Here is a 24,319-nt window from a genome sequence, read left to right on the forward strand (position 1 = left end):
TTACTGCGGCTTTTGGATTCTACATTCAACTGCTTAGTACTGGTTTCGATATCTATAGGAGATTGCTACTTTTCTCCCTAGTGAAACCTTTGCTCAGGTTATTCTCTAATGGTTGAGCAGCGACATTGCATCAAGTATTCCCACTGGTTTATCTGTCCAAATTAGAGCTAGTTTATTCATCATTAAGGTTGAGGAGTTGAAGAGTCATGTCTAATTTTCGCTGGAATTATAGATGCCTAATGTTCCTGTTTTCGTTGCTAGATATTCTCATTATCCTGGTCTTTTCTCCGGCAAAAAGTAAAGCTGAACTGCCTAAATCTGATGCTGCATCTACTGTCCAAATAGAAGTGAATAAAGCTCCAGAAGGAGTTATCAATCAAACAGTAGAAACTTCAAATGCACCATTAAGTGCTAAAAAGGCTAGAAATAATCTTACCGAACGAGTGACACCTGTATCGCAATTGTTGGAAGTTGCACCGCCAACTAATAAAAAAGCTCCAAATAATGTAGCAGGACAAGTGACATCCGTCTCACAACTGTCAGATGTTAAGCCGACAGATTGGGCATTTCAAGCATTACAGTCTCTAGTTGAGCGCTACGGTGTAATTACAGGATATACAGATGGCACATTTAAAGGGGATCGTTCCCTAACGCGCTATGAATTTGCGGCTGGGTTGAATGCAGCTTTAAATCGCCTCAATGAACTAATAGCAACTTCAACGACAGATTTAGTTAAACGGGAAGACTTGGATACCCTCAAAAAACTACAAGAACAATTTTCTCCAGAACTTGCTCAACTTCGGGGACGCTTAGATACCTTAGAAGTGCGAAGTGCGAAGTTAGAATCAACTCAGTTTTCGACCACAACCAAACTTATTGGCCGAGCTCAGATTGTTGTTGGCTCAGTTCTGGCGGGCAATAACGTCGTCAGTAAGACACCCGCAGCTCACAATCCCACACTTCAAGGTTTAACTTCTTTACGGTTAAACACCAGTTTTACCGGTAAAGATTCACTAGGTATAACACTCTCAGGTGGAAGTATTGAATCATTGGGACAAACAAGAGCTGGATTATTGGGAACTTATGAGGGGAGAACTGCTGATAACGCCAGTATTACTTTTGCACGCAATCAGATTATTCTTGGTGGTGTCCGCTATCGGTTTCTACCTTATCCCAATACCCAAGTCAACATTTATGCCCTGTCTGATGGAGCTAGTGAAATAGGTCTTTCTGGCCCGATTAACCCATATTTTGAATCCTCTTCTGCGACTGGTGGTAATGGGATTTCACGATTTTCACGGCGGTCTTTGGTCTATAACTATGGAGATAGCGGTGCCGGAATTGCCGTACTCCAGGGATTAGGCAAACAGGTTCAATTAGGATTAGCGTACAGTGCACCAAACGGCAACAATCCGACAGCTAATAATGGCTTCTTTAAAGGCAGGTATTTAGCTTTAGCACAGTTAATATACTACTCTTCTGATCGGAATTTTCGGGTGGCGGGAACTTACGTTAATACCTATAGCCCAGCAAATACCATAGGTTTTAGTGGAACAAACTTCGGTCCAGCAGACGGCAGTAACCTGATAAACAGCACTGTGCCCGGAGCGGGAACTGTGGGCAACCTTTATGGTCTACAGACGTTCTATCAAATTAGTCCCAAGTTGGCAATCGATGCGTGGGTAAGTTATGCAGCACAACGCTATTTGGGACACGGAGATGGCGATGGCATGGATTGGGCGGTAGGGCTGGCATTCCCCGATCTTTTTAAGGAAGGTGCTCTAGGGGGGGTTTTAGTTGGTATGGAGCCGAAAATGATCAGTCTCAGCAAGAATGTAGATTTGGGAGCAGGTGCCGGACAAGCGGACAAAGATACTTCCCTGCACATTGAGGCATTCTACCAATATAAAATCGGAGATAATATTGAGATTACGCCGGGTTTGATCTGGATTACTGCACCGAATTCTGATTCCAGCAATCCTGATAGTTTATTTGCTTGGGTTCGTACTCTGTTTAGGTTTTAACAAACTATGTTCAGTTTAATTTCCCTGCCTTTACAGCCAGCACGTTTTGATGCCTAATTGAAATCTCCGTATTTCGACTTCGCTTAACACAAGTCACAAAACTTAATTACGAATGAAACCGCGTCTATCTTGAAACCTGTAGTTCTTCGGTGATCAAAAGGATTTGCCCTCATCCCCCAACCCCGAATCCCAGATTTGGGATTCGGGGAGCCAGAATTTCAAAGTCCCTCTCCCATATCTGGGAGAGGGATTTAGGGTGAGGGCAAAAACTACGGTTCTCGACTTAGATGAGGTTTATCCCCACTCCCCATTCATATAAATTTACGTTTGAATTTGTTTGTGAAAATGCTTGCTTTTTGTCGGAAACTGTGAAAGACTTTGTTATATTATAAACTACGGTTTATCGGTCAAGATAAAGTATTTAGCGAGTGCCAATCTAGTGGCAACCTGTCTTAAGGAGCCACAATTTAAGGCAACTAGTAAGCCGTCAAGTAGATAGACAAACAGGTTTATAAATATTTTGCAGCATTGATGGGGTGAAGACTTGATGCTTAAGACTTTATCGATGGGGGGAAATTGTAGATGCTGAAGACGTTAACAACCGATTTTGAACTCGACTTAGAAGCAGATGTGCTTGTGATTGGAGGTGGGCCAGCTGGAACTTGGGCGGCATGGAGTGCTGCATCAAATGGAGCTAGGGTGATCCTTGTAGACAAAGGATATTGTGGCACAACTGGTTGTGCTGCGGCATCTGGTAATGGTGTGTGGTACGTGCCACCTGACCCAGAAGCACGAGAAACAGCAAAGGCAAGTCGGGAATCTTTGGGTGGGTTTTTATCCGATCGCAACTGGATGGATCGGGTACTGAATCAGACTTATCTAAATGTCAATCAGTTAGCAGAGTGGGGTTATCCCTTTCCTACCGACGATGAAGGTAAACCCTATCGGCGATCGCTACAAGGGCCGGAGTATATGCGGCTGATGCGGCGGCAAATTCAACGGGCCGGAGTCAAAATTTTAGACAACAGCCCCGCCTTAGAATTACTGGTTGATGATGATGGTGCCGTTGCTGGTGCATCAGGTGTGAACCGTCAGACTGGTGAGAAATGGCTAGTGCGATCGCAGTCCACAATTATCGCAACAGGTGGCTGTGCATTTCTCAGTAAAGCGTTAGGATGCAACGTCCTGACAGGGGATGGTTATTTAATGGCGGCGGAAGCTGGTGCCGAGATGTCGGGTATGGAATTTTCCAATGCTTACGGCATCTCTCCCGCTTTTTCTTCAGTTACCAAAACCCTGTTCTATAATTGGGCAACCTTCACCTACGAAGATGGTACTGTGATTCCGGGGGCAAGTTCTCATAGACGTTCAATAATTGCCCAAACATTGATGCAACAGCCAGTTTACGCCATCATAGACAAAGCGGCGGAATCGATGCGGCCATCTATGCGTTTAGCACAGCCCAACTTCTTTTTACCCTTTGACCGTGCAGGCATTGATCCATTTACTCAACGTTTCCCTGTGACTCTGCGCCTAGAGGGAACTGTGCGCGGTACGGGGGGAATTCGGATTGTAGATGAGAGTTGTGCAAGTTCTGTACGGGGACTTTATGCGGCTGGAGATGCGGCTACACGCGAACTGATTTGTGGCGGATTTACTGGTGGTGGTAGTCACAATGCAGCTTGGGCAATATCTTCTGGCTATTGGTCAGGGAAATCGGCTGCTGAATATACCCGCAGTTTGGGGGAAAATAAAACTCAACGCCGCGTTCATGGTGTTGGAGAGGTAGGATTAGAAAGTGGGAGCGATCGCTCTCAAACCTTGGCAACTGATGAAGTGATTCAGGCAGTCCAAGCTGAAGTATTCCCCTACGAAAAGAATTATTTCCGTACAGAACAAGGCTTAACCGAGTCTTTGGGTAGGTTAAATCATCTTTGGCAAGAACTCCGCAGTAGCCAGGTAAGATCAGATAAAGAGCTAATCCGGGCGCGAGAAGCTGCGGCGATGGTAGCCACAGCGCGATGGATGTACAGCAGTGCCATCGAACGTAAAGAAAGTCGTGGTATGCACAGACACTTAGATTATCCAGAACTTGATGCTAACCAGCAACATCACTTGATTAGTGGTGGATTAGATCAAGTTTGGGTGAAAAGTCAGCCTTTACAGAGTGCAGAAAAGCCTTTATCTAAAATAGGAGCGTTAGTGTGATTGAGTTGGTCAGCGATTCGCGGTGCATAAAATGTAATATCTGCGTGAACATTTGCCCGACCAACGTGTTTGACCGTGTGCCAGATGCGCCGCCAACCATTGCGCGACAGAGTGACTGCCAAACCTGTTATATGTGCGAATTGTATTGTCCAGTTGATGCTCTTTATGTTGCACCAGAAAGCGATATGAAGACTTCAGTCAACGAGGCAGAATTGGCAGAAGTCGGGCTACTGGGTAGTTACCGTGAAAATGTTGGTTGGGGAAATAAACGCACATCAACAGCAAAAACTGATCAAACATTCCAAATTCTCAAGCAGATGAAATAGTAATGCGGAGAAAATAGTCATGCTGTCGATCACAGTAGGAACAGGTTGTATGAGTAAAAATAAACTTCCTTCAAGATTATCAACCTCAGTGGCTTGTGTCCTACTGCTACTGACTACAGCGTGTAGCCAAGGCGAAACTAAATCGGCTCAATCCATTGATGCCAATAAAGCCAGTAATGCTAGCGTTGTAGCCGCATCTAACAATATTTCTACCCTACGAATAGGTTATGTAGGTAGTTCAGAACCTACAGGTCCACTTGGTTGGGCAAAGAAAAAGGGGATATTAGAGCGTGAGTTGCAAAAAGCGGGATTTAAAAACGTTACTTTTGCAAGGTTTCCTAATGGGCCGGATCTAAATGAAGCTCTTGTTGCAGGTCAATTAGATGTTGGTTCTTTAGGCGATACACCAGCCATAGTTTTGAGAGCTAGGGGTATTGAAACGCGACTGCTGCGGATTACTCAGTTTAATACAACCGCGTGGTTAGTGGCAAAAAAGAATGGCGCGCGATCGCTCGCTGAACTTAAAGGTCAGAAAATAGCTACCCAAAAAGGCTCTTATATGCATAGATACCTGTTGGGTCTGTTAGCTGAAGCTAAAATTGCCCAGGATGTAAAAGTTGTCCACTTGATGACTACTGAGGCAAAAGCAGCTTTAGAACGTGGCGATGTCGCAGCTTATGCAGCTTCAAGTGATCTAGGGCCTTTTTTGAAATCACAAGGGTTTCCAGTGATTGATTCTTCGGCGAATCATAAAGGTTTGTCAGGGACATCATTAGTTATAGCAACCGAAAGCTTTCTGGCGAAACAACCTGATTTTCCAGAGAAATTTAATGCAATTCTCACAGAAGCAGCTAAGGATTTAAAAGCTAATTCTGAAGAATATTATCAGTATCACGCCCAAATTACTAAATATCCCATCGATATTATCAAAGTATCGTTACCACTCAAACAGATATCAGAAGAACCATTACCAGCTGAGGGTGTGAAACTTTTAGAGGGGACAAAGAATTTTTTAGTTTCGCAGGGTTTAGCAAAGTCGGACTTTAAATTAACAGATTGGGCTGTTGAAAAATAGGGAGTGGGGGGATGAGGGAGCATAAAAGGCGGGAATCAGTAACTTTTCTGAGCAAGAAAAACAGATTTTTGTAATCAAGTCTTTCAAAAGCGCAACTTCCATGCTCAAAGGTGCAACTTCCATGCTCAAAGGCTCAACTTCCATGCTCAAAGGCTCAACTTCCATGCTCAAAGGCTCAACTCCCATGCTCAGAGGCTCAACTCCCATGCTCAAAGGCTCAACTTCCATGCTCAGAGGCTCAACTCCCATGCTCAAAGGCTCAACTTCCATGCTCAGAGGCTCAACTCCCATGCTCAAAGGCTCAACTTCCATGCTCAGAGGCTCAACTCCCATGCTCAGAGGCTTTCTACTTCCCTCCTGACCAATAATTCCTTGATAGTACAGAGCAAGTATCTGTTGAATCAATCCAAAATCTAAAATCCAAAATTGTTTAATCCATTTGAAAATTCCAGGTAAAATGCTATGACTATTGCGTTAGACCGTCCACAAAAAACTAAGTCTGCTCAAATTCGGGAAAAACTGGGTTATCCGATTATTGATACCGATGTACATACCCAAGAATTTCCCCCAGCATTCTTGGACTATTTAGAGCAAGTTGCTGGAACTGCGATCGCAGAACGTTTCCAAGAACACTTACCCGGTGCATCTCGCTCTAAATGGTTTAAGCAATCTTGGGATGAACGCCGCGCTAACCGCACCGCCCGCCCTCCTTTTTGGACTCGTCCCACTAACGATGCTTTAAATTTAGCTACCATTAGTTTGCCAAAATTGTTGCACGAACGCTTACAAGAAGCGGGGACAGACTTTGCCGTTGTGTACCCCAACTTGGCAACAATGGCGCCACATATCGGTAATGAAGAAATGCGGCGGGCTGTTTGTCGCGCAGCTAACACTTACCACGCTGAGATTTTCCGCCCTTATAGCGATCGCTTAACACCCATCGCTTCCATCCCCATGAATACGCCTGAAGAGGCGATCGCAGAGTTGGAATATGCAGTGAAGGTTCTGGGACTCAAAGCCATTCAAATCCCCGGCCATATCCGCCGCCCGATTCCCGCCTTTGAGAAGTATGGCGAAGAAGTAGCCAACGAAGCCATCTGGATTGATACCTTTGGTTTGGATAGTAAATATGATTACGATCCCTTCTGGGCGAAGTGCGTAGAACTGAAAGTTGTACCCACCACCCACTCTTCCGGTATGGGCTGGATCAATCGGCGTTCCATTAGCAATTACCAATACAACCATATTGGTCACTTTGCATCGGCTGCGGAAGCACTATGTAAATCTCTATTCTTTGGTGGTGTAACTCACCGCTTCCCCACACTCAAGTTTGCCTTTTTAGAAGGAGGTTCAGCTTGGGGTGCTAGTTTGTACACCGATTTAATTTGGCACTGGGATACCCGCAATAAAGACCATTTGGTGGAAAACAACAATCCTGGCAATGTTAATTATGAAGAACTGCTAGAACTATATACCCGTTATGGTGGTGAACTAGTACATGGTCGTTTGGATCAACTTGGCAGTGGTTTAGGTTTCCACGCCGACTTAGTATCCCCCCTAGAACCAGGTGATTTGGATGAATTTGCCGTTGCAGGAGTTACCAAGCCAGAGGATATCCGCGATCGCTTCTTGAATCATTTCTACTTCGGGACAGAATCAGATGATACCCGTGTAGCTCAAGCTTTTAACCGCAAAGCTAATCCTTATGGCGATCGTGTTAAAGCATTTTTGGGTTCCGATTCTGGGCACTGGGATGTACCTGATATTACTGCGATCGCTGCTAATACCTATTCAATGGTAGAACGCAAGATTATCACTGAAGAAGATTTGCAATATTTCCTATCAATTCATCCCCTGGAGTTGTACACCAGTCTGAATCGTGACTTCTTCAAAGGGACGGCTGTTGAGAAAACCGCAGATGAATTTTTGGCTGCGAAAGCGAAAGAGACGCGATAAATTGCCGTCTCTACAAAGGATTGATTCTTGTAAAGACGGCGATTTATCGCGTCTTTGCCAATGCCTATAAACATTTGATGAGGGTAAACATATCATGACGATCGCTTTAGACCGCCCCCAAAAAACCAGGTCTGCTCAAATTCGGGAAAAACTTGGTTATCCGATCATTGACACTGATGTACATACCCAGGAATTTGAACCAGCAGTCTTGGATTATTTAGAACAAGTTGGTGGAACTGCACTTGTTGAGCGTTTCAAAGAGAATTTACCAGGATCTTCCCGCTTTAAGTGGTATAAGCAAAGTTGGGAAGAACGTTTTGCTTATCGCACTAATCGTCCTAACTGGTGGGGTCGTCCCACAAAAAATACTTTGAATTTGGCTACCATTAGCTTGCCCAAGTTGCTGCATGAGCGTTTGCAAGAAGCAGGTACAGACTTTGCTGTTGTGTACCCCAACTTGGCAACAATGGCTCCGAATATCGGTAACGAAGAAATGCGGCGGGCTGTTTGTCGAGCAGTTAACACCTACCATGCTGACATTTTCCGCCCTTATGGCGATCGCTTAACACCCATTGCCGCCATTCCCCTGTACACTCCCGAAGAAGGGATTGAAGAGTTGGAATATGCGGTGAATGTTCTCGGACTCAAAGCGATTCAAATCCCCGGTTACGTCCGTCGTCCAATTCCTGCCTTTGAAAAGTATGGCAAAGAAGTGGCTAACGAAGTGGTTTGGATTGATAACTTTGGCTTAGATAGCGAGTATGATTACGATCCATTCTGGGCTAAGTGCGTAGAACTGAAAGTTGTACCCACAACTCACGCTTCTAGCCAAGGTTGGACAACTCAGCGATCTGTCACCAATGCCCAGTACAATCACATTAATCACTTTGCTTTTGCAGCCGAAGCATTATGCAAATCGCTGTTCTTTGGGGGAGTTACCCGCCGCTTCCCACAATTAAAGTTTGCCTTTTTAGAAGGTGGTTCAGCTTGGGGCGCTAGTCTATACGCTGATATTATTTGGCACTGGGAAACCCGCAACAAACAACATTTGTTGACAAATAACAATCCTGCCATTCTCGATAAGGAAGCACTTGTAGAGTTGTACACCCGCTACGGTGGCGAACTTGTAGATGGACGCTTAGATAAAATTGGTGACGGTTTAGGATTCCACCATCAACTATTGGCACCAGAAGATCCAGGCGAACTCGATGAATTTGAACTCGCGGGAATTGAGAAACCAGAAGATGTGCGCGATCGCTTCTTGAATCATTTCTACTTCGGTACAGAATCAGATGATACCCGTGTATCCCAAGCTTTTAATCGTGCAGCTAATCCCTTTGGCGATCGTGTTAAAGCATTCTTAGGTTCCGATTCTGGTCACTGGGATGTGCCTGATATCACCGCCGTTACTGCCAACGCCTACTTAATGGCAGAACACGAAATCATTACCGAAGAAGACCTCCGCTTCTTCCTCTCAATCCATCCTTTGGAGTTGTACACCAGTCTCAATCAAGACTTCTTCAAAGGCACAGGTGTTGAGAAAGCCGCAAACGAATATTTAGCGGCGAAGAAATAACTGTCATTAGTCATTAGTCATTTGCAAAGGACAAATTACAAATGACAAAGGACAATTACAACGTTCCATGTTCCATTTCCTCGGTTCGCTTGTAGCGTGGGCTTTGCCCACTCTACATTTCTCTTAAATAACGTTTATTTGGATAATTTATTGCTTTGAAATTCCTCAAAGGATGATTTGATTATGGTGCTAGAAATTACAAAACCAAAGGATTACATTGACCTAGCAACTTCACTATCCAAGGAACTTGCTAAATCCGCAGTTGAAAGGGATGCCCAAGCCGGAATTCCAGAAGAAGAAATTAATAAACTGCGTGAGAGTGGCTTGTTATCACTGATTGTACCCAAGCAATATGGTGGGATTGGCGCAACTTGGATTGATGCCTTAAAAATTGTCAGAAAACTGTCAAAAGCTGATGGTTCAATTGGTCAATTGTATGGTAATCACCTCAATTTGACGGCTTTGGGTCACGTTTCCGGCACACCAGCCCAAAAGGAAAAATATTATAGACAAACTGCTAAGAAGAACTTATTTTGGGCAAATGCCATAAATACGCGGGATACTAGGCTGAAAATTAACCCAGAAGGTGAGAATTTCCGGGTTAATGGGGTTAAAAGCTTTGGTACGGGTATTTCCGTTGCAGATTTCCGGGTATTCTCCGCTTTGGAAGATGGCGTAGAATTGCCCTTCATATTCATAATTCCCAAAGACAGGGAAGGGTTAGTTTCCAATCAAGATTGGGACAACATCGGGCAACGTCGCACTGATAGCGGTAGTTATACATTTAACAATGTCCTAGTAGAAAAAGATGAGATTTTGGGGCCACCCAATCCCCCTGATAGTGCCTTCTCAACTTTTCTTGGTATTATTGCCCAGCTAACAAAAACCAACGTTTATCTGGGAATTACTAAAGGAGCTTTCGCCGCCGCTCGTGAGTACACTAAAACTACTACTCAACCGTGGATTACATCAGGAGTAGAGAGTGCTACTCAAGACCCATATATTCTGCATCATTACGGAGACTTTTGGGTGGAAATTCAAGCTGCGATCGCTCTAGCTGACCAAGCAGCCGAAAAAGTACAAGCAGCATGGGAAAAGGATGCAGAACTCACTCATCAAGAAAGGGGAGAAGTAGCGATCGCAGTTTCCGCAGCCAAGGCATTAGCTACCCGTGTAGGTATAGATATTACCAACCGCATCTTTGAAGTTACCGGAACTCGCGCCACAGCAACCAAATATGGATTTGACCGTTACTGGCGGGATTTACGAACCTTTACGCTCCATGATCCTGTGGACTACAAATTGCGAGCGATCGGCGATTGGTTACTCAACGAGCAACTACCTGTTATTACACAATATTCTTAGGGACAAGGGTGATAAAGGAGACAAGGGGAATAACCCATGCCCACTTGCCCTGAGCGAAGCCGAAGGGATGCCCACTTGCCCTGAACGAAGCCGAAGGGATGCCCACTTGCCCTGAGCGAAGCCGAAGGGATGCCCAACAATCTAAAATTGATATGACTCAACTAAAAACACTTCCTACCTACGACCCAAGTTTATTTGAGGGAGCTGCTGAAGGCTACGCTCAATATAGAACCAAATACCCACCAATTGTATTCGACAAACTAGCCGAAATATTTAATCTCAATGGTCAAGGACGACTTCTTGATTTAGGTACTGGCCCAGGATTAATTTCAATTGCTCTACGAACCAAATTTGAAGAAGTTGTGGCGATCGATCCCGATCCCGATATGATTGCTGAAGCCAAACGGCAAGCAGCAGCAGTCGGAGCAAATAATATTACTTGGTTAGAACAAGGGGCAGAGTTAATCGACTCTAGTTTAGGGACATTTAAGTTAGCCACTATTGGTAGAGCCTTCCACTGGATGGAACGCGAATTAGTGCTTGAACGCCTTTATGAATTGCTCACTGATGATGGTGGACTAGCACTGCTTCAGACTAGTGACAACCCTTGGGAAAGCAATCTACCTTGGAAACAAGCTGCCGTTGGAGTAGTGAAGAAATGGTTAGGTGATGAACGGCGGACTGGACAACGAGGACAAGGCACTCGTAAGCCAGTCGATCCTCCCCATGAAGTCGTAATTGGCAATTCGGCTTTTGCTCGTCAACAAGTCTATGAAGTGCCATTTGAAAAATCTTGGACTATCGATAGCTATCTCGGCTACTTATACACTACAGCCTTCTCTCTGAAAATTTTCTATGGTGATAACGCCCCAGCATTTGAAAAGGATCTCAAAGAAGCACTACTAGCAGTTGAGCCGTCTGGACATTTTACAGAAGAACTCAAAGCTACAATCCTAGTCGCTTGGAAGCACTAGCAAAATTGAACAGGAACAAGCCAGAGTTTAACTCACAAATTTCAATCTTCCACTAGCACGACATTGGAGTGAGAAAGGCTCACTCCACTTCCTAAATTTTTCCCTCCTCACTATTAAATTTCCAGTTCATCGAGTCGTTGCAGGGTGGGTTATACCCACTCTATTTCCTAATTTTATAAGTAAAGTTTTGAAAACTACAAAAAAATAATTATTGTCGTTTTCAAATAAATTAGTAGATAAGATTTTTTGCTTTTTATATTGCAATTAATCATATAATCATAATTGTTCTAACCACCTACAAGGGAATAAATAAAACAACCCATGCCAGCTTTAAAAGGAAAGTTTGAATTCAGGAAAAGCCAGAAAACAACACGTCGTTCCTTGTTGTTTGCTCTGGGCTACTGCTTAATGCTATCGACGGCCTTATCGAGTTGTAGTGAACCCAAAAAGAACACTCAGCAGTCGGCAGCTTCCCCTGAATCAGTGGCTTTATCTAGCACTACAGAGAAATCAACCCAGAAGCAAGTAGTGCGGATTGTACGTTCCAAACAACTTACACCTCTAGCAGTTTTAGAAAAGCAAGGTTCCTTGGAAAAGCGATTAGAGCCGCTGGGTTTTAAAGTACAGTGGGCTGAGTTTGCGGCTGGACCACAACAGTTAGAAGCCTTGAATGCAAATGGACTGGATATCGCATCTACAGCCGAATCGCCTCCTGTATTTTCACAAGCAGCAGGAGTGCCTCTTGTTTATTTAGCTACTACATATCCCAGTGGTAAAGCAATTTCACTTTTAGTTCCTGTAAACTCTCCGATTAAAAGTGTTGCCGATTTGAAAGGCAAAAAAGTGGCTTTCCAGAAAGCCTCCATCGGTCACTACCTATTAGTTAAGGCATTAGAAGACACGGGACTGAAACTGAGTGATGTCAAATCAGTTTTTTTAGCACCGGCAGATGCAAATGCGGCCTTCAGTGAGAACAAGGTGGATGCTTGGTATATTTGGGAGCCATTCGCTACCAGAAATGTACAAAAGAAAATAGCTCGTGTTTTAGCAGATGGTGGGAAGTTGCGAGATACTGGCAACTTTTACTCAACCTCACGCCAGTTTTATCAGGCTCATCCTGACGTGATTAAAGTGTTTCTAGAGGAGCTACAAAAGACAGAAATCTGGACTAAGGATCATCCCAAAGAAGTAGCACAACTGCTTGCTCCTGTAACTCAGCTAGATCCGCCAACTTTAGAAATAATGCATGATAAATATGACTATGGGGTGTTACCAATTACAGAGAAAGTCATCATCAAGCAACAGGAAGTTGCAGACAAGTGGTACAGCTTAGGACTTATCCCCAAGAAAGTGAATGTTAGAGACGGGTTTTTGACACCTGAAGAGTACGCCAAAATTACTCCCTCAGACGTGTTAGCGAATAAGTAGTTATCCCCAAGAAGAAACAAACTAAAACACAGGAAAATGTGATGTCTACCTCGACTTTAAGAAAAGTTCAAATTAGGTCTATTGATGCCCCTTTGGGAGCGATAGTTACCGATCTTGATGCCAGTCAACCGATCGCACCTGAAGTCATCTTAGAACTTAAAGAAGCTCTGCGCGATCGCCATATCTTGATCTTCAAAGACCAAAAGCTTTCTGATCAACAACTTTTGAACTTTTCATTATACTTTGGCGCACTCTTTGTACCATGTGATCAGACTCCAGTATTGGCTTCTAAACCAGGAGAAACTCCGGTGGTGATTCCGATTTCCAACGTCGATGGTGGCTATACCGGTACTGGAGAACTCACTTTCCATTCTGATCACAAATGGACTCCCACCCCATCTAGTGGTTCGCTTCTTTATGCCTTGGAAATACCGTCTCAAGGTGGAGATACTTATTGGTTAAATACCAATTTGGCCTATGAGGCGTTAGATGAAACCACCAAAGAACGAATTGCAGATTTACAGTTAATTACCTACAACCCATTTTTGCAAGACCGGAATGCACCCCGCTCTTTGTATCGTTTAGATAAGAGTATTCCTTTAATAAGTCCGATCTTTCCCCATCCTTTAGTTAGGACACATCCAGAGAATGGTAAAAAGCATCTTTATTTAGATATTGCTACGGAAGTGGAAATTGTCGGGCTAGAGCCGGAAGAAGGATCTAAACTGATTGAACAGTTGCGTCAGCATTTGAATCAGCCCCGATTCTACTACCAACATAAATGGTCTGTAGGTGATATTGTCTACTGGGATAATCAAGCTACCTTGCACTACCGTCAAGCATTCGATCCAAATCAGCGACGAGTATTGAAGCGGGTTAGCCTTGCAGGTAGTCGTCCCTTTTAGGCTTTATCACTCAGTAAATTAAGCTCATAGGTTTAGATTTTACATTTTATTAACGCAGTCAAGAGTTATTCTCGACTCTTGACCCCGTGAAAAACAAGATCCCCGACAACTTTTACGAAGTCGGGGATCTTCGGCTGCAATTCTCACAAATTAAATAGGATTGCTATAGATATCTTTATTTAGATAAACAAATAAAAACCTAATAAAACTTGTCTAATTTTCACATTATATGCTTATAAAAATATAAGCAACTCAAAGTATTATTTTTTTTAAAACTAGTGTTGATGAATACTTTATTTTCAAAACAAATCCGATAAAATCTAAACTGAAATTGATAGTTGTTGTCACTCATTAAAAACGCCGTGACGAAAATTTTTAAATTTCAATAGACAAAAAATGTTATGGCATTTTTGAAATCTTTGCATAGCCTCAAGTTGTCTAGCAATAAGCCGCTACAACTAAACAGAAAAAAGACAAAATCGGTATATGAATATAGCCTAAATACTAAATCTATAGAAGCTGAGTCACCACCTAGATTCGCTCAAGCCGCAGGTACACCTCTTGTATATGTTGCAACGACCCCATTTAATGGTAAAGGAGTTTCTTTTTTAGTACCAAAAAACTCTCCGTAAAGCAGTATATGGTCTGCTACCAATCACCGATGAAGTTGTTAACAAACAACAACAAATAGCTGATTTATGGTATGCACAAGGATTTCTACCAAAAAAGATTAATGTCAAAGATGCAGTACTTACTCCAGAAGAATATGCAGCATTCACACCTGATTCCATTAAATCTAATAAGTAAATAATTGTAATCAACTAAAAAAATGGATAATTTACGTTGTTAGCTGATGTTTTTCTATCAGTAGTTAATCAAAAGTTGGGGTGCAAAAATGTTTAATAATTTCGTGAGAGATCAGACAACAATAATCGGTAAATTAGCCTTATTTGTAATGCCTGGCTTTCTAACTTTGTCTACTACTTTAATCAGCTGTACGTCAACTGTATCTAATACAAATACAGGAACTAATCCGAAAGCAGATCCAGCCGGGGCAAAGACTATAACTTTTAAAACAAAAGTGCTGCGAGTTGGGTATCAAAGCTCTGGTGATTTAGTTAGGGTGAGGAAAGTTTTAGAAAAACGTTTGGAACCCTTGGGTGTGAAAGTTGAGTGGGCACAATTTGCTCAAGGGCCGCAACTAATGGAAGCGATGAATGTGGATAAAATTGATATTGGCTCAGTTGGAGAAACTCCTCCCATTTTTGCTCAAGCTGCTGGTGCGAGAATCGTCTATCTTGCTGGTAGACGAATTACTGCTACTTCAGGTAAAGGGAGTGCGATCGCAGTTCCTAAAGGTTCTCCAATTAAGACTTTAGCTGATATCAAAGGACAAAAAGTCGTCTTTCAAAAAGGTTCTGCTTCTCACTATTTTATCATCAAAGCTTTAGAAGAAGTCGGCTTGAAATACAGTGATATTAAAGTCTTGAGTATGCCCAATGTCGAAGCCCGTGGTGCATTTATTCAGGGCACTATTCCAGTTTGGGTAACTGGTGATCCTCACTTAGCTTTAGTGGAAAAACTCCACGGTGCGCGTGTGCTGAGAGATGCGACAAATATTGGTACTCCAGGTGGATATTATGTAGGAACACGCCAGTTTGCTAAAGATAATCCCGAATTACTTCGGATTATCCTGGAAGAGATTGATAAAAATGGTCAATGGGCAGAAGCAAATCGTAAAGAGGTAGCCAAACTAATAGCACCAGTACTTAAAATTGATCTCCCCATTCAAGAAATAATTTCTGGACGCGCTAATTATCGACTTAAAGGAATTACTCCAGAATTGATGAAAGCTCAACAAAGTGTTGCAGATTTATTTTATCAGGAAAAAATATTACCCAAAAAGATTGATGTTCAAGAAGCTTTGCTTACACCAAAAGAATATGCAGCTATTACTCCACCAACACTTATAAGTGAAAAGTAGAAAATAATCAGATATGAAGACTGGGGATTAGGAAATAGTTTTTTACTAGCAAATCTCGAATCCCTTTAAATGCTTCATGCTAAACAAGCCTAATTGAGTAAAAGCCACTTTTTGTAAATCTCCAGACTTGATTTGTTAATAAATGCGAATCATTTTAGCTATTTCTAAAATGATCGCTAAGTTTTTTCAAACCAACTAGAATACCAATTTACTAAAACGAAAAACAGATTTGTTCAATTAGTGCAATCTCAAGTTTTAATACTAAATTGGTGTTCTAGGAGGTTGACAAAACAACTTCCGATTATCTTACTTGCTTTTGAAAGTAAGACTTACAACCCACATTCCGCAATTCATTTTGTAATCTATGAAGATTAGGAAATATAGCGATGTCTAGGTTCGGCTGCGCCTACGCAATCTAACCACAAGCATAGCCCAACCACCAATAATCGTCAGTATTAATATTTAATAACATGACCATTATTGGTAATTATTTTTGAACTATTCAGAGAATACATTTTGAAGTGCAAAATATGGGTTACAACTTAAAAGCTAAAACTTACGAGGAAAATCACAACTCATGAACAAGCCATTTCAGCCACAACGCCGCACAGTTTTAAAGCGTATTGTCCAATATTCAGCCCTAGGACTGGTTGCTTTATTATCTCCTTTTGCGGGTAGCGTTATGCAAAGCACCCAAGCGCAAACAAACGCCAAAGTAATTAACTTGGCCTATCAAAGTTCTGGTGATATTGTCAAAGCTAGCAAACTTGTTGAGCCACGTTTGAAAGCATTGGGTGTAACCGTGAATTGGGTTGGGCCATTTGCAGCAGGTCCGCAATTGATAGATGCGCTGAATGCAGGTAAGGTGGATATCGGTAGTGTCGGAGAAACACCTCCAATATTTTCCCAAGCCACAATCCCAGGCGTCCCTCAATTTGTCTATATTGCTGGACGCACGCCCACCGATGGGACAAACCAAGGTATTGTGGTGAAAGCTAATTCTCCCATTAAGAAAGTAGCGGATCTTAAAGGTAAGAAAATTGCTTTTCAGGTAGGGTCGAATGCACAGTATTTACTAGCAAAAGCTTTGCAAGAGGTAGGATTAAAAATTAGCGATATTCAAATCGTTGCTTTGACTCCAACTCAAGCCTACAATGCCTTTCTTCAAGGCCAGGCTGACGCCTGGGTGGGTGGCGATCCCTTCTTAGCTGTTGTGCAAAGTACTAATACTACTCCGATTCGGATTTTGAGAAATGCAGCCGGAATTAACACTCTAGGCGGATTTTATCTTGGCAGGCGTTCATTTGTCACCCAAAATCCGGCATTGGTGCAAGCGTTTTTAGAGGAAGCAGAGACGGCAGGAGAATTTGCTCAAAAAAACCCAACTATAATTGCCAACGAATTAGCTCCTGATCTGAAATTACCTGTACCAATTGTAGAAAAGGTGGTGCTTCGTAGTGCTTATACATTGAGAAGACTGACACCTGCGATCATTGCCCAACAGCAGAGCGTTGCTGATTTTTACTTTGCACAAAAAGTCATCCCACGTAAGGTAGATATCAAGCAAGCAGTTCTTCCTACTCTAGAATATCAAGCCATCACACCTGCTAATATCAAGTAACGATAAACAGGTAGAGGCAGGTTTATCATGATCGGACAACGGCTCTCGTGAGGGAGTCCTTGGCTTTAATCACATATTAAGTTGGCGATCGCTTCTACTAACAAAGGTTGGCTGTAATGGTTTGGCAAGATGAAGAGTGAAATCCGGCTCTTGCTTGGCCTTAATTTCTTCAGCATGGGCGGTAAGTGCGATCGCCCCGCTCATTCTGACTGTATCTATTTAGGGTTATCGGGGTTGTGATTATGTACTACATCAACTATCATGCAAGCTATTTAAGCTAGTAATAGAGTTGTTTCAATCCAGGTTATGAGAATATGAGAATTTGGCTTGCCTGCTTTTTGGTGCTGTTTGCCTTGGCAGAACTGTTTAACTGGTTGCAAGAATTTAATTTGCCATTACCTATCTATATTTTGGGTGGCGCTTTTTTAGCTGTTGCTTCTAACTATGATAAAATCTTTAGCTCCTATGCTGATTCAAACATTGAAGCATCACTCGAACAACCCCAGCTAGATTCACTAACCCCATCTACTAATCCTATTTCTTTCCCAATTGCCAGTCCTGTTGAAGATGCTCAAACATCTCAAACAGATGATTAGCCTGGTTTGCTATCATTTTAGCGATCGCTATCAATCAGTTGCCGCAGTTTTACAAGATTTAAAACGTCTGTGTAGTCCTGGCGATTTTTAACAAAGTATGTTCAGTTTAATTCCCCAGTAAGGTAGGCACAAATTTTTGTAGCGAGGATTTAGACCACGCTACAAAATTTAATTGCGTTAGCGTAGCGGTAGCGAGTCCGCGAGTGTCGCGTCATTGCGAATTGCGAATTGTTTTAAAGGCTGGGTTGCTTCTGCTTTCTACCTTCTTCCTTCTGCCTTTGGAATTCCGGATCATTTTTGGCAAAATTTCTTAGCCGCAATAATCTATAAAAAAACACAGTTTCTTTAATCAATTTATCAGTTATTTTTTTGAAATTTGGACGTTTTGGATATTCAATATTTTCGTGAATCTCGAAGTATATTTGTTTGTCCTGTGGATTTGATTGTCCCTTTTTAATTCTCACTCGCTCTATATTGTCTTTAAAGAACGGAAATTTATCTTCACGCTCAAATCTGATTGTCATTCCAAGTTTAGCGGCAGCTAGTCCCATAGCATAACCTTCACCATGATAAATTCCTCGGATTTCAAATAAGTAAGAAATCGTCTGCCAAAGCTGAAAAAACTTTTCTTCCAATCCGGCCTGTCCCCTCATAGCAAACATAAATTCATGCAACCATTGCACTTCTTGAAGATCAATATTTAGTTTTTGAGCGACTTCTTCTATAACTTGAATCTCTTTGGTGTTATTGATATTTGCCATATGGTGCAGCAAATCACAACCAGCTCTGGCTGTGATTCCAGGAAGCCAATTCATTTCTTCTACTACACCACTAATAATTCGTACATCAGAGTCTAAAAACATGCAACTCTCAAATAGTGAGAGAGCCTTTTTAAGGACGAAGCGTTTATCATGATACCCTTTCACACTTTGAAGGCGGTGCTTAAATGCCAGAACGTGAGGAAATTCCTTAAAATACTCTGGCTGATCAGTCAGAACGCATAGGGCTGTAGCAGGTGAGTGTTGCTGAATATCTTTAGCTAGCATTAGTGCGTGAGTACGATACCTGTCACCCACAGCCAAGGTACAAAAGCAGAATTTATTAGACATGTTCATATGAATTGAAAGAATTAAACCATTAACTATATTTATGTTTCCCAAATCTGGAAGCACATATTCAAGTCGGCTAATAATTTATTAGACATAAAAAGTAAGTATAGTTATTTAATTACAGTTGTACTCGTGTTTTACCATTTGGACGTGCGATCCCAGGTATCAGATTTAGCAACCAGCCAAATCGCATCTTCAGTGTTGGTTGCTCAATACCCACCAAGTAGCAAAACACCATTTTTCCTCACAACAGCCTTTGCTTAGAGCGTTGTTGCTGGAGCGCTTACCAGTATAATAGCCAGGATATTGTTTAAAAAAATTCGCCGCCAATAACTCTTCCCTTATGCATCCTTAGCGGTTCGATACCTTAACCATGTCCACCCAACCCACAATTCAAAGCATATACACCGATGGTGCTTGCACCGGGAACCCTGGCCCTGGCGGTTGGGGTGTTGTCGTCTACTTCAGCGATGGCTCAATTCACGAAATGGGCGATGCATCCCCTCATACCACTAATAATAAAATGGAAATGCAAGCTGCGATCGCGGCCCTGCAATTCCTGCAAACATCTCAACAAGCCCAAGCCATCACCCTTCATACGGATAGCGAATACCTGATTAACTGCGTTACCAAATGGGTGAAAGGCTGGAAAAAGAAAGGCTGGAAAAAGTCAGATGGTAAACCCGTCCAAAACCAAGACCTTTTGGAAACTCTCGATGAACTTAATACCCAACAGGTAAAATGGCAACACGTCAGGGGACATTCTGGTAACATAGGTAACGAACGTTGTGATGCGATCGCTCGCACCTATGCCAGTGGCAAAACCCCTTCCCTACAACAATTATCTCCCACAGATTTTTACAACTCTTTACCTGATTCTGGCGAACTAAATGTAGCAAAAGTAGCTGATGATCAAAAAAACTCTAGAATAATTAACCAAAATACCCAACAAGTCAATACTTCTGCACCAGAAATAACTGTTATGGAACCATCAACTGGGCCTAATGCGATCGCAACCGATGAAAAACCGTCAGAAATTAGGGTTTCGCAACTCCGCAGCTTGGTCGAAACTCTGCGTATCGCTGACGAAATTTCTGAAAAAGGCTACTTAATTACCAGTTCTGAGTTAGCCGACTTGATGGATGTCCACGCCAGCGCTGTTACCAGTCGGGGAGATCAATGGCGCTGGCGAAACTGGATAGTGTCACGGGTGCGTCGTGAAGGAAATCAAATTCTTTGGGAACTGGAACGCGGGGATCAAATAGGAGGTGAAGAAGAGTAGGGAGTGCTGAGTTATGAGTTATGAGTTATGAATTTTTAACTCCTCACTCCTCACTATACTTGCGTCCCCGCCACTCGCGCGGGGTGCGGAACGCAGATAAGAAAATTCGCAGCACAGCTAAAGGATCAGCCAAAGGGGAAAGCCAGAATAACCAACTACCTTTGGTGGTTGTACGATCGTAGGAAGGTGCGATCGCTATTAGCATCGCAAAGCGAATCACCAGCAAGAATAAATTCAATCCCAGCAGAAGAAGTGGGGGAATGGATAGAGACGCGATTAATCGCGTCTGTAGCAAGTAGGGGAGTGGGGCAAAAATCAACAAAAAAGTGAGGACAATAAAAAGGGGTAGACCCTGAACAGATGTAAGTAGCCATAAATCTCCCCACAACTGAAAACGAGAAGTTGCATCTTTGAGATCGAGACTCCGCCCCCATTCCTTCCACGTCTCCATCGCCCCTTCATACATCCGTACCTTCAACACCTTTGCGCCATCTAAAAAGCCCACCTTATACCCTTGAATAGCAATATTTCGTGCCAAAGTGACATCATCACAAAAAGAACCACTCGCACTGCTATAACCACCCACAGCAGCTAAAACGGAGCGACGACACAAAAAACACTGCCCATTTGCCATCACCCGTTCTGGCTGCTCTGTATTGATCCCGGCGGGGTCAAATCGGTAAAGCAGAGTCATCAACAAAGCCGGTTGTAGCCAGCACTCGCCAGGATATTTGAGGATGAACTGGGGTGAAAGGGAAACGAGATCATAACCTTGTGCTTCGGCCGTCTTCACCAAAGCAGCAACCAAACCCGGATGCGGTTGGATATCAGCATCCAGTCCGAGAAACCACTGACTCGCTTCAGAGCTATATAGAAAACCGTTATGCAACGCCCAAGGACGCCCCACCCAACCAGAGGGTAAGGGATCATCTGTCATCAGGCGAAAGCGCGGATCTTTCTGCTGTATCGCTTTTACCAAGTCGGGGGTGCCATCACCAGACTTACTGTCTACAACAATTATTTCCCGAACTTCGTAGCTTTGCTGACTTAAACCAGCTAACAGAGGGCTAATGCGAAGCGCCTCGTTCAATGTGGGAACGACAACACTAACCTTACCCAAAAGTTCCAGCGTTGGCTGTTGCGGTTCTATTGGGGGAAGGCGTCTTGGCCCCTTTAGCAGACGTGAAAACAGAATCGCCGTTGCTGGTACTTGGATAAGTAGCAATAAAAGGGAGATGGCGCTTTCTACTATCAAAGCGTTGTCATTAGTCATTAGTCATTAGTCATTTGTCATTGGGCATTAGTCATTGGGCATTAGTCATTGGGCATTGGGCATTGCTTATTTCTCCCTTGTCTCCCTTATCCCCCTCATTTCCCCCCACTCCCCACTCCCTAAATAAGCTTATTTCAAGGCAACTTCAACCTTTGCCACTGATACTTCTTTGCTTGCTGGTTCAACAGCAACTTGAGTGAGTGTGGTTGAACTGCTTAACCACAGCGCCACGGCGGGAGTCACACCTAGCAATAAGCCGAGCAACACAGGGATGGAGAACCCAGCCGCCAAGCTTAGTGCGGCTGCGAAGACAAAGTTAGTTAAATATACGACTAAGGGTAGATTGAGTTGCGATCGCTCTAATTTAATCGAGGTATTTCTCCACAATAATCCGGCCACACTCATAAACAGGGCGCTAGTGCCAAACCAACCTGCATAGTTCTGGTAAGGTGTCCCAAAGAAAGCTCCTGGTTGTTCCCAATACCAAAAGGGCAGAGAAGATTGACTCATCGCTGGTTCAAGGGCAAAATCCCAGCAAGTGAAGAGCAAAGCACCAACGGCTATAGCAGCAATATGGCGTCCCCAACTAGGTTTTTGAGCCACTTTCAAACCAGTTCTCGCAATTAAGTAAGACGACAGCCCAACATAAAACCAAGATAAAGGAATTGTGAAAGGAACTAGCCCCGCAATCTTATAACCCAAGCCACTCAAGTAGCTATAATCACCAAATGGAAAACCCGTACTGGTTCCCAGTAGTTCACTTCCCAAAGAGATAAACACAGCCGGCAGCATAAATGCTAGCCAAGTTCCCAACCCCAACGTCCGGTAGGCATAAATAGAGACAGCTATTGTCCCCAAAATGATATCAACGACACCGCCACCTGCCATACTTAACTGGATGGCAGTTTCTCCAACCTGCGATAAGTTGAAAATTATTTCGGCATTAGGTACGACCAGTAGCATCCCTACCAGTCCAAAGGCTTTTGACACGATATGACCAATGAGGCATACGCGTTCAGCAATAACAAGTTGTCTCATGATAATTCCTTAACAAGATGTGACACGCGGCTACTCGGCTGCTAATAGTTTACAAATGTTTAACAACATATCTAACTAGTTTGTACCGCAATTCTCTACAAACTTGTTTGGCTTTCTTGGGAAGAGCATAACAGCCTATTGATTGATAGGTATAAAAAATATGATAATAGACTTACCAGTTTAAGCCATATAGTCAAAATATACATAACTTCATCTGTAAAAACTTCTGGTTTATTGTCCCACTGATACCCATATGATGAAAAACTCCTTCCATGCCGGCATCTCCTTGAGGGAGTTTAATCAAACAAGGGATACTGTCCAACTAGGCGATCGTTTTCACTAACCCTTGTGCCAGGAAAAATGTTGTATGTGATGTAACATTTTGATAGTAAGTGTGAACAATGACACATTTACCCCAAAAAATCACGCTAGGGGCTACGAGGTATCCCGTAATCTAAATGACTAGCAGACGCCAATTTTTAAAAGAGGTGGCAGCGCTTTCTAGCTTATCTTTAGCTGGTTGTGGCTGGAGGCTGGCTGAAGTACGTGCTAATTCTAATCCGAATGGTCAACGTGACCAACTTTATATTTTTACTTGGACGCAATATACTGACAACCAATTACTGAAAACTTTTAGCACCCAAACCGGCATGAAAGTGCTAGCGGATGTGTATGATTCCAATGATGTCATGCTGGCTAAGTTGCAAGCTGGAGGCGGTGGCACTTACAGCATCATCTACCCATCCGATTATATGGTGCAGAAGATGGTCAACAAAGGTTTGTTAACAGAAATAAATCACGATCGCTTAATTGGGTTAGAGAATTTATTCCCTCGGTTTCAGAATCCTAGTTATGACCTCAATAACCGATATAGTATCCCTTTTAACTGGGGGACAACAGGTTTAGTTTACAATTCCGAAAAACTCAAAGATGCACCACAAGACTGGGATTACCTTTGGCAAAACAAAGAGCAACTTAATCAGCAGATGACCTTGCTGAATGATGTTCGAGAAGTAATGGGTGCAACGTTACGGATGCTAGGTTATTCTTACAACTCAAAAAATGAACAACAAATCAAACAAGCTTATGAAAAGTTGAAGCTGCTAAAACCTGCGATCGCACGTTTTGACACCGACGCTTGGCAAAATCAAATTCTGGCAGGAGATTTACTATTGGCAATGTGTTATTCAGCAGATGCAGTGAAAATCTCTCAAGAAAACCCTAAACTAAAATATGTGATTCCTCGCAGTGGTTCTTCATTATGGACAGACACTATTGTTATTCCCAAAACAGCCCCCAATCAGGCTGGAGCCTATGCTTGGATTAACATGATTCTGCAACCAGAATTAGCAGCCCAAATCAGTCAACGCCTGAGTATTTCTACACCTAATAGCGCTGGATTCGAGCAACTGCCAAAAAGAATACAGAACAACGCTAATTTGTTTCCCTCAGAGTCGGTTTTAGCAAATTGTGAACGTGTTAGTCCTGTAGGAAAATTTGAAGAGGTTTACGATCGCTATTGGACTCAATTAACTAGCAGCTAACTAAATTTTGGATTTTGGATTTTGGATTTTAGATT

General features: G+C 42.9%; 20 protein-coding genes. 15 read left to right on the plus strand and 5 right to left on the minus strand.

The window, feature by feature from the left end; genetic code table 11:
- The first annotated feature begins 206 nt into the window (after positions 1-206).
- The 4 genes from HWQ38_RS30205 to HWQ38_RS30220 all read left to right on the plus strand — a co-directional run bounded on the left by HWQ38_RS30205 (position 207) and on the right by HWQ38_RS30220 (position 5,633).
- Positions 207-2,024, plus strand: coding sequence for an iron uptake porin (locus HWQ38_RS30205; RefSeq protein WP_292801218.1), 1,818 nt, complete (start codon positions 207-209; stop codon positions 2,022-2,024).
- 582 nt (positions 2,025-2,606) lie between these two features.
- Entirely contained in the window at positions 2,607-4,232 is a 1,626-nt protein-coding gene (locus HWQ38_RS30210) for an FAD-binding protein (protein ID WP_292801220.1), read from the plus strand.
- The gene (locus tag HWQ38_RS30215; RefSeq protein WP_292801222.1) at positions 4,229-4,558 is read left to right on the plus strand and encodes a 4Fe-4S binding protein; all 330 of its coding nucleotides are present in this window, start codon (positions 4,229-4,231) and stop codon (positions 4,556-4,558) included. Before HWQ38_RS30210 ends, HWQ38_RS30215 begins: the two co-directional genes overlap by 4 nt.
- Before the next feature lie 19 nt (positions 4,559-4,577).
- On the plus strand, positions 4,578-5,633 hold the full coding sequence (locus HWQ38_RS30220; protein WP_292801224.1) for an ABC transporter substrate-binding protein: 1,056 nt from the start codon (positions 4,578-4,580) through the stop codon (positions 5,631-5,633).
- Here HWQ38_RS30220 and HWQ38_RS30225 read toward each other — a convergent pair.
- Complete coding sequence (locus HWQ38_RS30225; RefSeq protein WP_292801226.1) at positions 5,607-6,038, minus strand: hypothetical protein; 432 nt, start codon at positions 6,036-6,038, stop codon at positions 5,607-5,609. The two genes, HWQ38_RS30220 and HWQ38_RS30225, sit on opposite strands and share 27 nt — an antisense overlap.
- Before the next feature lie 57 nt (positions 6,039-6,095).
- On the opposite strand from HWQ38_RS30225, the gene HWQ38_RS30230 reads away from it, so the two are divergent.
- From HWQ38_RS30230 to HWQ38_RS30265, 8 genes are all read left to right on the plus strand, one after another.
- Complete coding sequence (locus tag HWQ38_RS30230) at positions 6,096-7,589, plus strand: amidohydrolase family protein (protein WP_292801228.1); 1,494 nt, start codon at positions 6,096-6,098, stop codon at positions 7,587-7,589.
- A 94-nt stretch (positions 7,590-7,683) separates the two neighbouring features.
- The gene (locus HWQ38_RS30235) at positions 7,684-9,165 is read left to right on the plus strand and encodes an amidohydrolase family protein (RefSeq protein WP_292801230.1); all 1,482 of its coding nucleotides are present in this window, start codon (positions 7,684-7,686) and stop codon (positions 9,163-9,165) included.
- A 183-nt stretch (positions 9,166-9,348) separates the two neighbouring features.
- A complete protein-coding gene (locus HWQ38_RS30240; RefSeq protein WP_292801232.1) occupies positions 9,349-10,530 on the plus strand; it encodes an acyl-CoA dehydrogenase family protein in 1,182 nt (393 codons plus the stop codon).
- 152 nt (positions 10,531-10,682) lie between these two features.
- On the plus strand, positions 10,683-11,504 hold the full coding sequence (locus HWQ38_RS30245) for a class I SAM-dependent methyltransferase (protein ID WP_292801234.1): 822 nt from the start codon (positions 10,683-10,685) through the stop codon (positions 11,502-11,504).
- 321 nt (positions 11,505-11,825) lie between these two features.
- Positions 11,826-12,932 (plus strand): aliphatic sulfonate ABC transporter substrate-binding protein, encoded by a 1,107-nt coding sequence (locus HWQ38_RS30250; RefSeq protein ID WP_292801236.1) that lies wholly within the window; start codon positions 11,826-11,828, stop codon positions 12,930-12,932.
- 41 nt (positions 12,933-12,973) lie between these two features.
- Positions 12,974-13,837: a TauD/TfdA family dioxygenase gene (locus tag HWQ38_RS30255; RefSeq protein ID WP_292801238.1), complete on the plus strand. Its 864-nt coding sequence runs from the start codon at positions 12,974-12,976 to the stop codon at positions 13,835-13,837.
- Positions 13,838-14,732: 895 nt separating this feature from the next.
- Positions 14,733-15,821 (plus strand): sulfonate ABC transporter substrate-binding protein, encoded by a 1,089-nt coding sequence (locus HWQ38_RS30260; RefSeq protein ID WP_292801240.1) that lies wholly within the window; start codon positions 14,733-14,735, stop codon positions 15,819-15,821.
- A 577-nt stretch (positions 15,822-16,398) separates the two neighbouring features.
- On the plus strand, positions 16,399-17,442 hold the full coding sequence (locus HWQ38_RS30265; RefSeq protein ID WP_292801242.1) for an aliphatic sulfonate ABC transporter substrate-binding protein: 1,044 nt from the start codon (positions 16,399-16,401) through the stop codon (positions 17,440-17,442).
- 69 nt (positions 17,443-17,511) lie between these two features.
- Here the strand turns inward: HWQ38_RS30265 and HWQ38_RS30270 are convergent, their stop codons facing one another.
- Positions 17,512-17,646 (minus strand): hypothetical protein, encoded by a 135-nt coding sequence (locus HWQ38_RS30270; protein WP_292801244.1) that lies wholly within the window; start codon positions 17,644-17,646, stop codon positions 17,512-17,514.
- Between the two features lie 110 nt (positions 17,647-17,756).
- On the opposite strand from HWQ38_RS30270, the gene HWQ38_RS30275 reads away from it, so the two are divergent.
- Positions 17,757-18,038: a hypothetical protein gene (locus HWQ38_RS30275; RefSeq protein WP_292801246.1), complete on the plus strand. Its 282-nt coding sequence runs from the start codon at positions 17,757-17,759 to the stop codon at positions 18,036-18,038.
- A 233-nt stretch (positions 18,039-18,271) separates the two neighbouring features.
- Here the strand turns inward: HWQ38_RS30275 and HWQ38_RS30280 are convergent, their stop codons facing one another.
- Entirely contained in the window at positions 18,272-19,084 is an 813-nt protein-coding gene (locus tag HWQ38_RS30280) for a hypothetical protein (RefSeq protein WP_292801248.1), read from the minus strand.
- 436 nt (positions 19,085-19,520) lie between these two features.
- Here HWQ38_RS30280 and rnhA point away from each other — a divergent pair, with 436 nt between their 5' ends.
- Positions 19,521-20,429 (plus strand): ribonuclease HI, encoded by a 909-nt coding sequence (gene rnhA / locus HWQ38_RS30285; RefSeq protein WP_292801250.1) that lies wholly within the window; start codon positions 19,521-19,523, stop codon positions 20,427-20,429.
- 43 nt (positions 20,430-20,472) lie between these two features.
- On the opposite strand, the gene cruG is transcribed toward rnhA, so the two are convergent.
- Complete coding sequence (gene cruG, locus HWQ38_RS30290) at positions 20,473-21,702, minus strand: 2'-O-glycosyltransferase CruG (RefSeq protein ID WP_292801252.1); 1,230 nt, start codon at positions 21,700-21,702, stop codon at positions 20,473-20,475.
- A gap of 129 nt (positions 21,703-21,831) precedes the next feature.
- Complete coding sequence (gene cruF / locus HWQ38_RS30295) at positions 21,832-22,740, minus strand: gamma-carotene 1'-hydroxylase CruF (protein WP_292801254.1); 909 nt, start codon at positions 22,738-22,740, stop codon at positions 21,832-21,834.
- Between the two features lie 458 nt (positions 22,741-23,198).
- Here cruF and HWQ38_RS30300 point away from each other — a divergent pair, with 458 nt between their 5' ends.
- Positions 23,199-24,284 (plus strand): spermidine/putrescine ABC transporter substrate-binding protein, encoded by a 1,086-nt coding sequence (locus HWQ38_RS30300; protein WP_292801256.1) that lies wholly within the window; start codon positions 23,199-23,201, stop codon positions 24,282-24,284.
- The last annotated feature ends 35 nt before the right edge of the window (positions 24,285-24,319 follow it).

It is taken from the genome of Nostoc sp. NMS7 (assembly GCF_017115085.1).
GTDB lineage: Bacteria > Cyanobacteriota > Cyanobacteriia > Cyanobacteriales > Nostocaceae > Nostoc.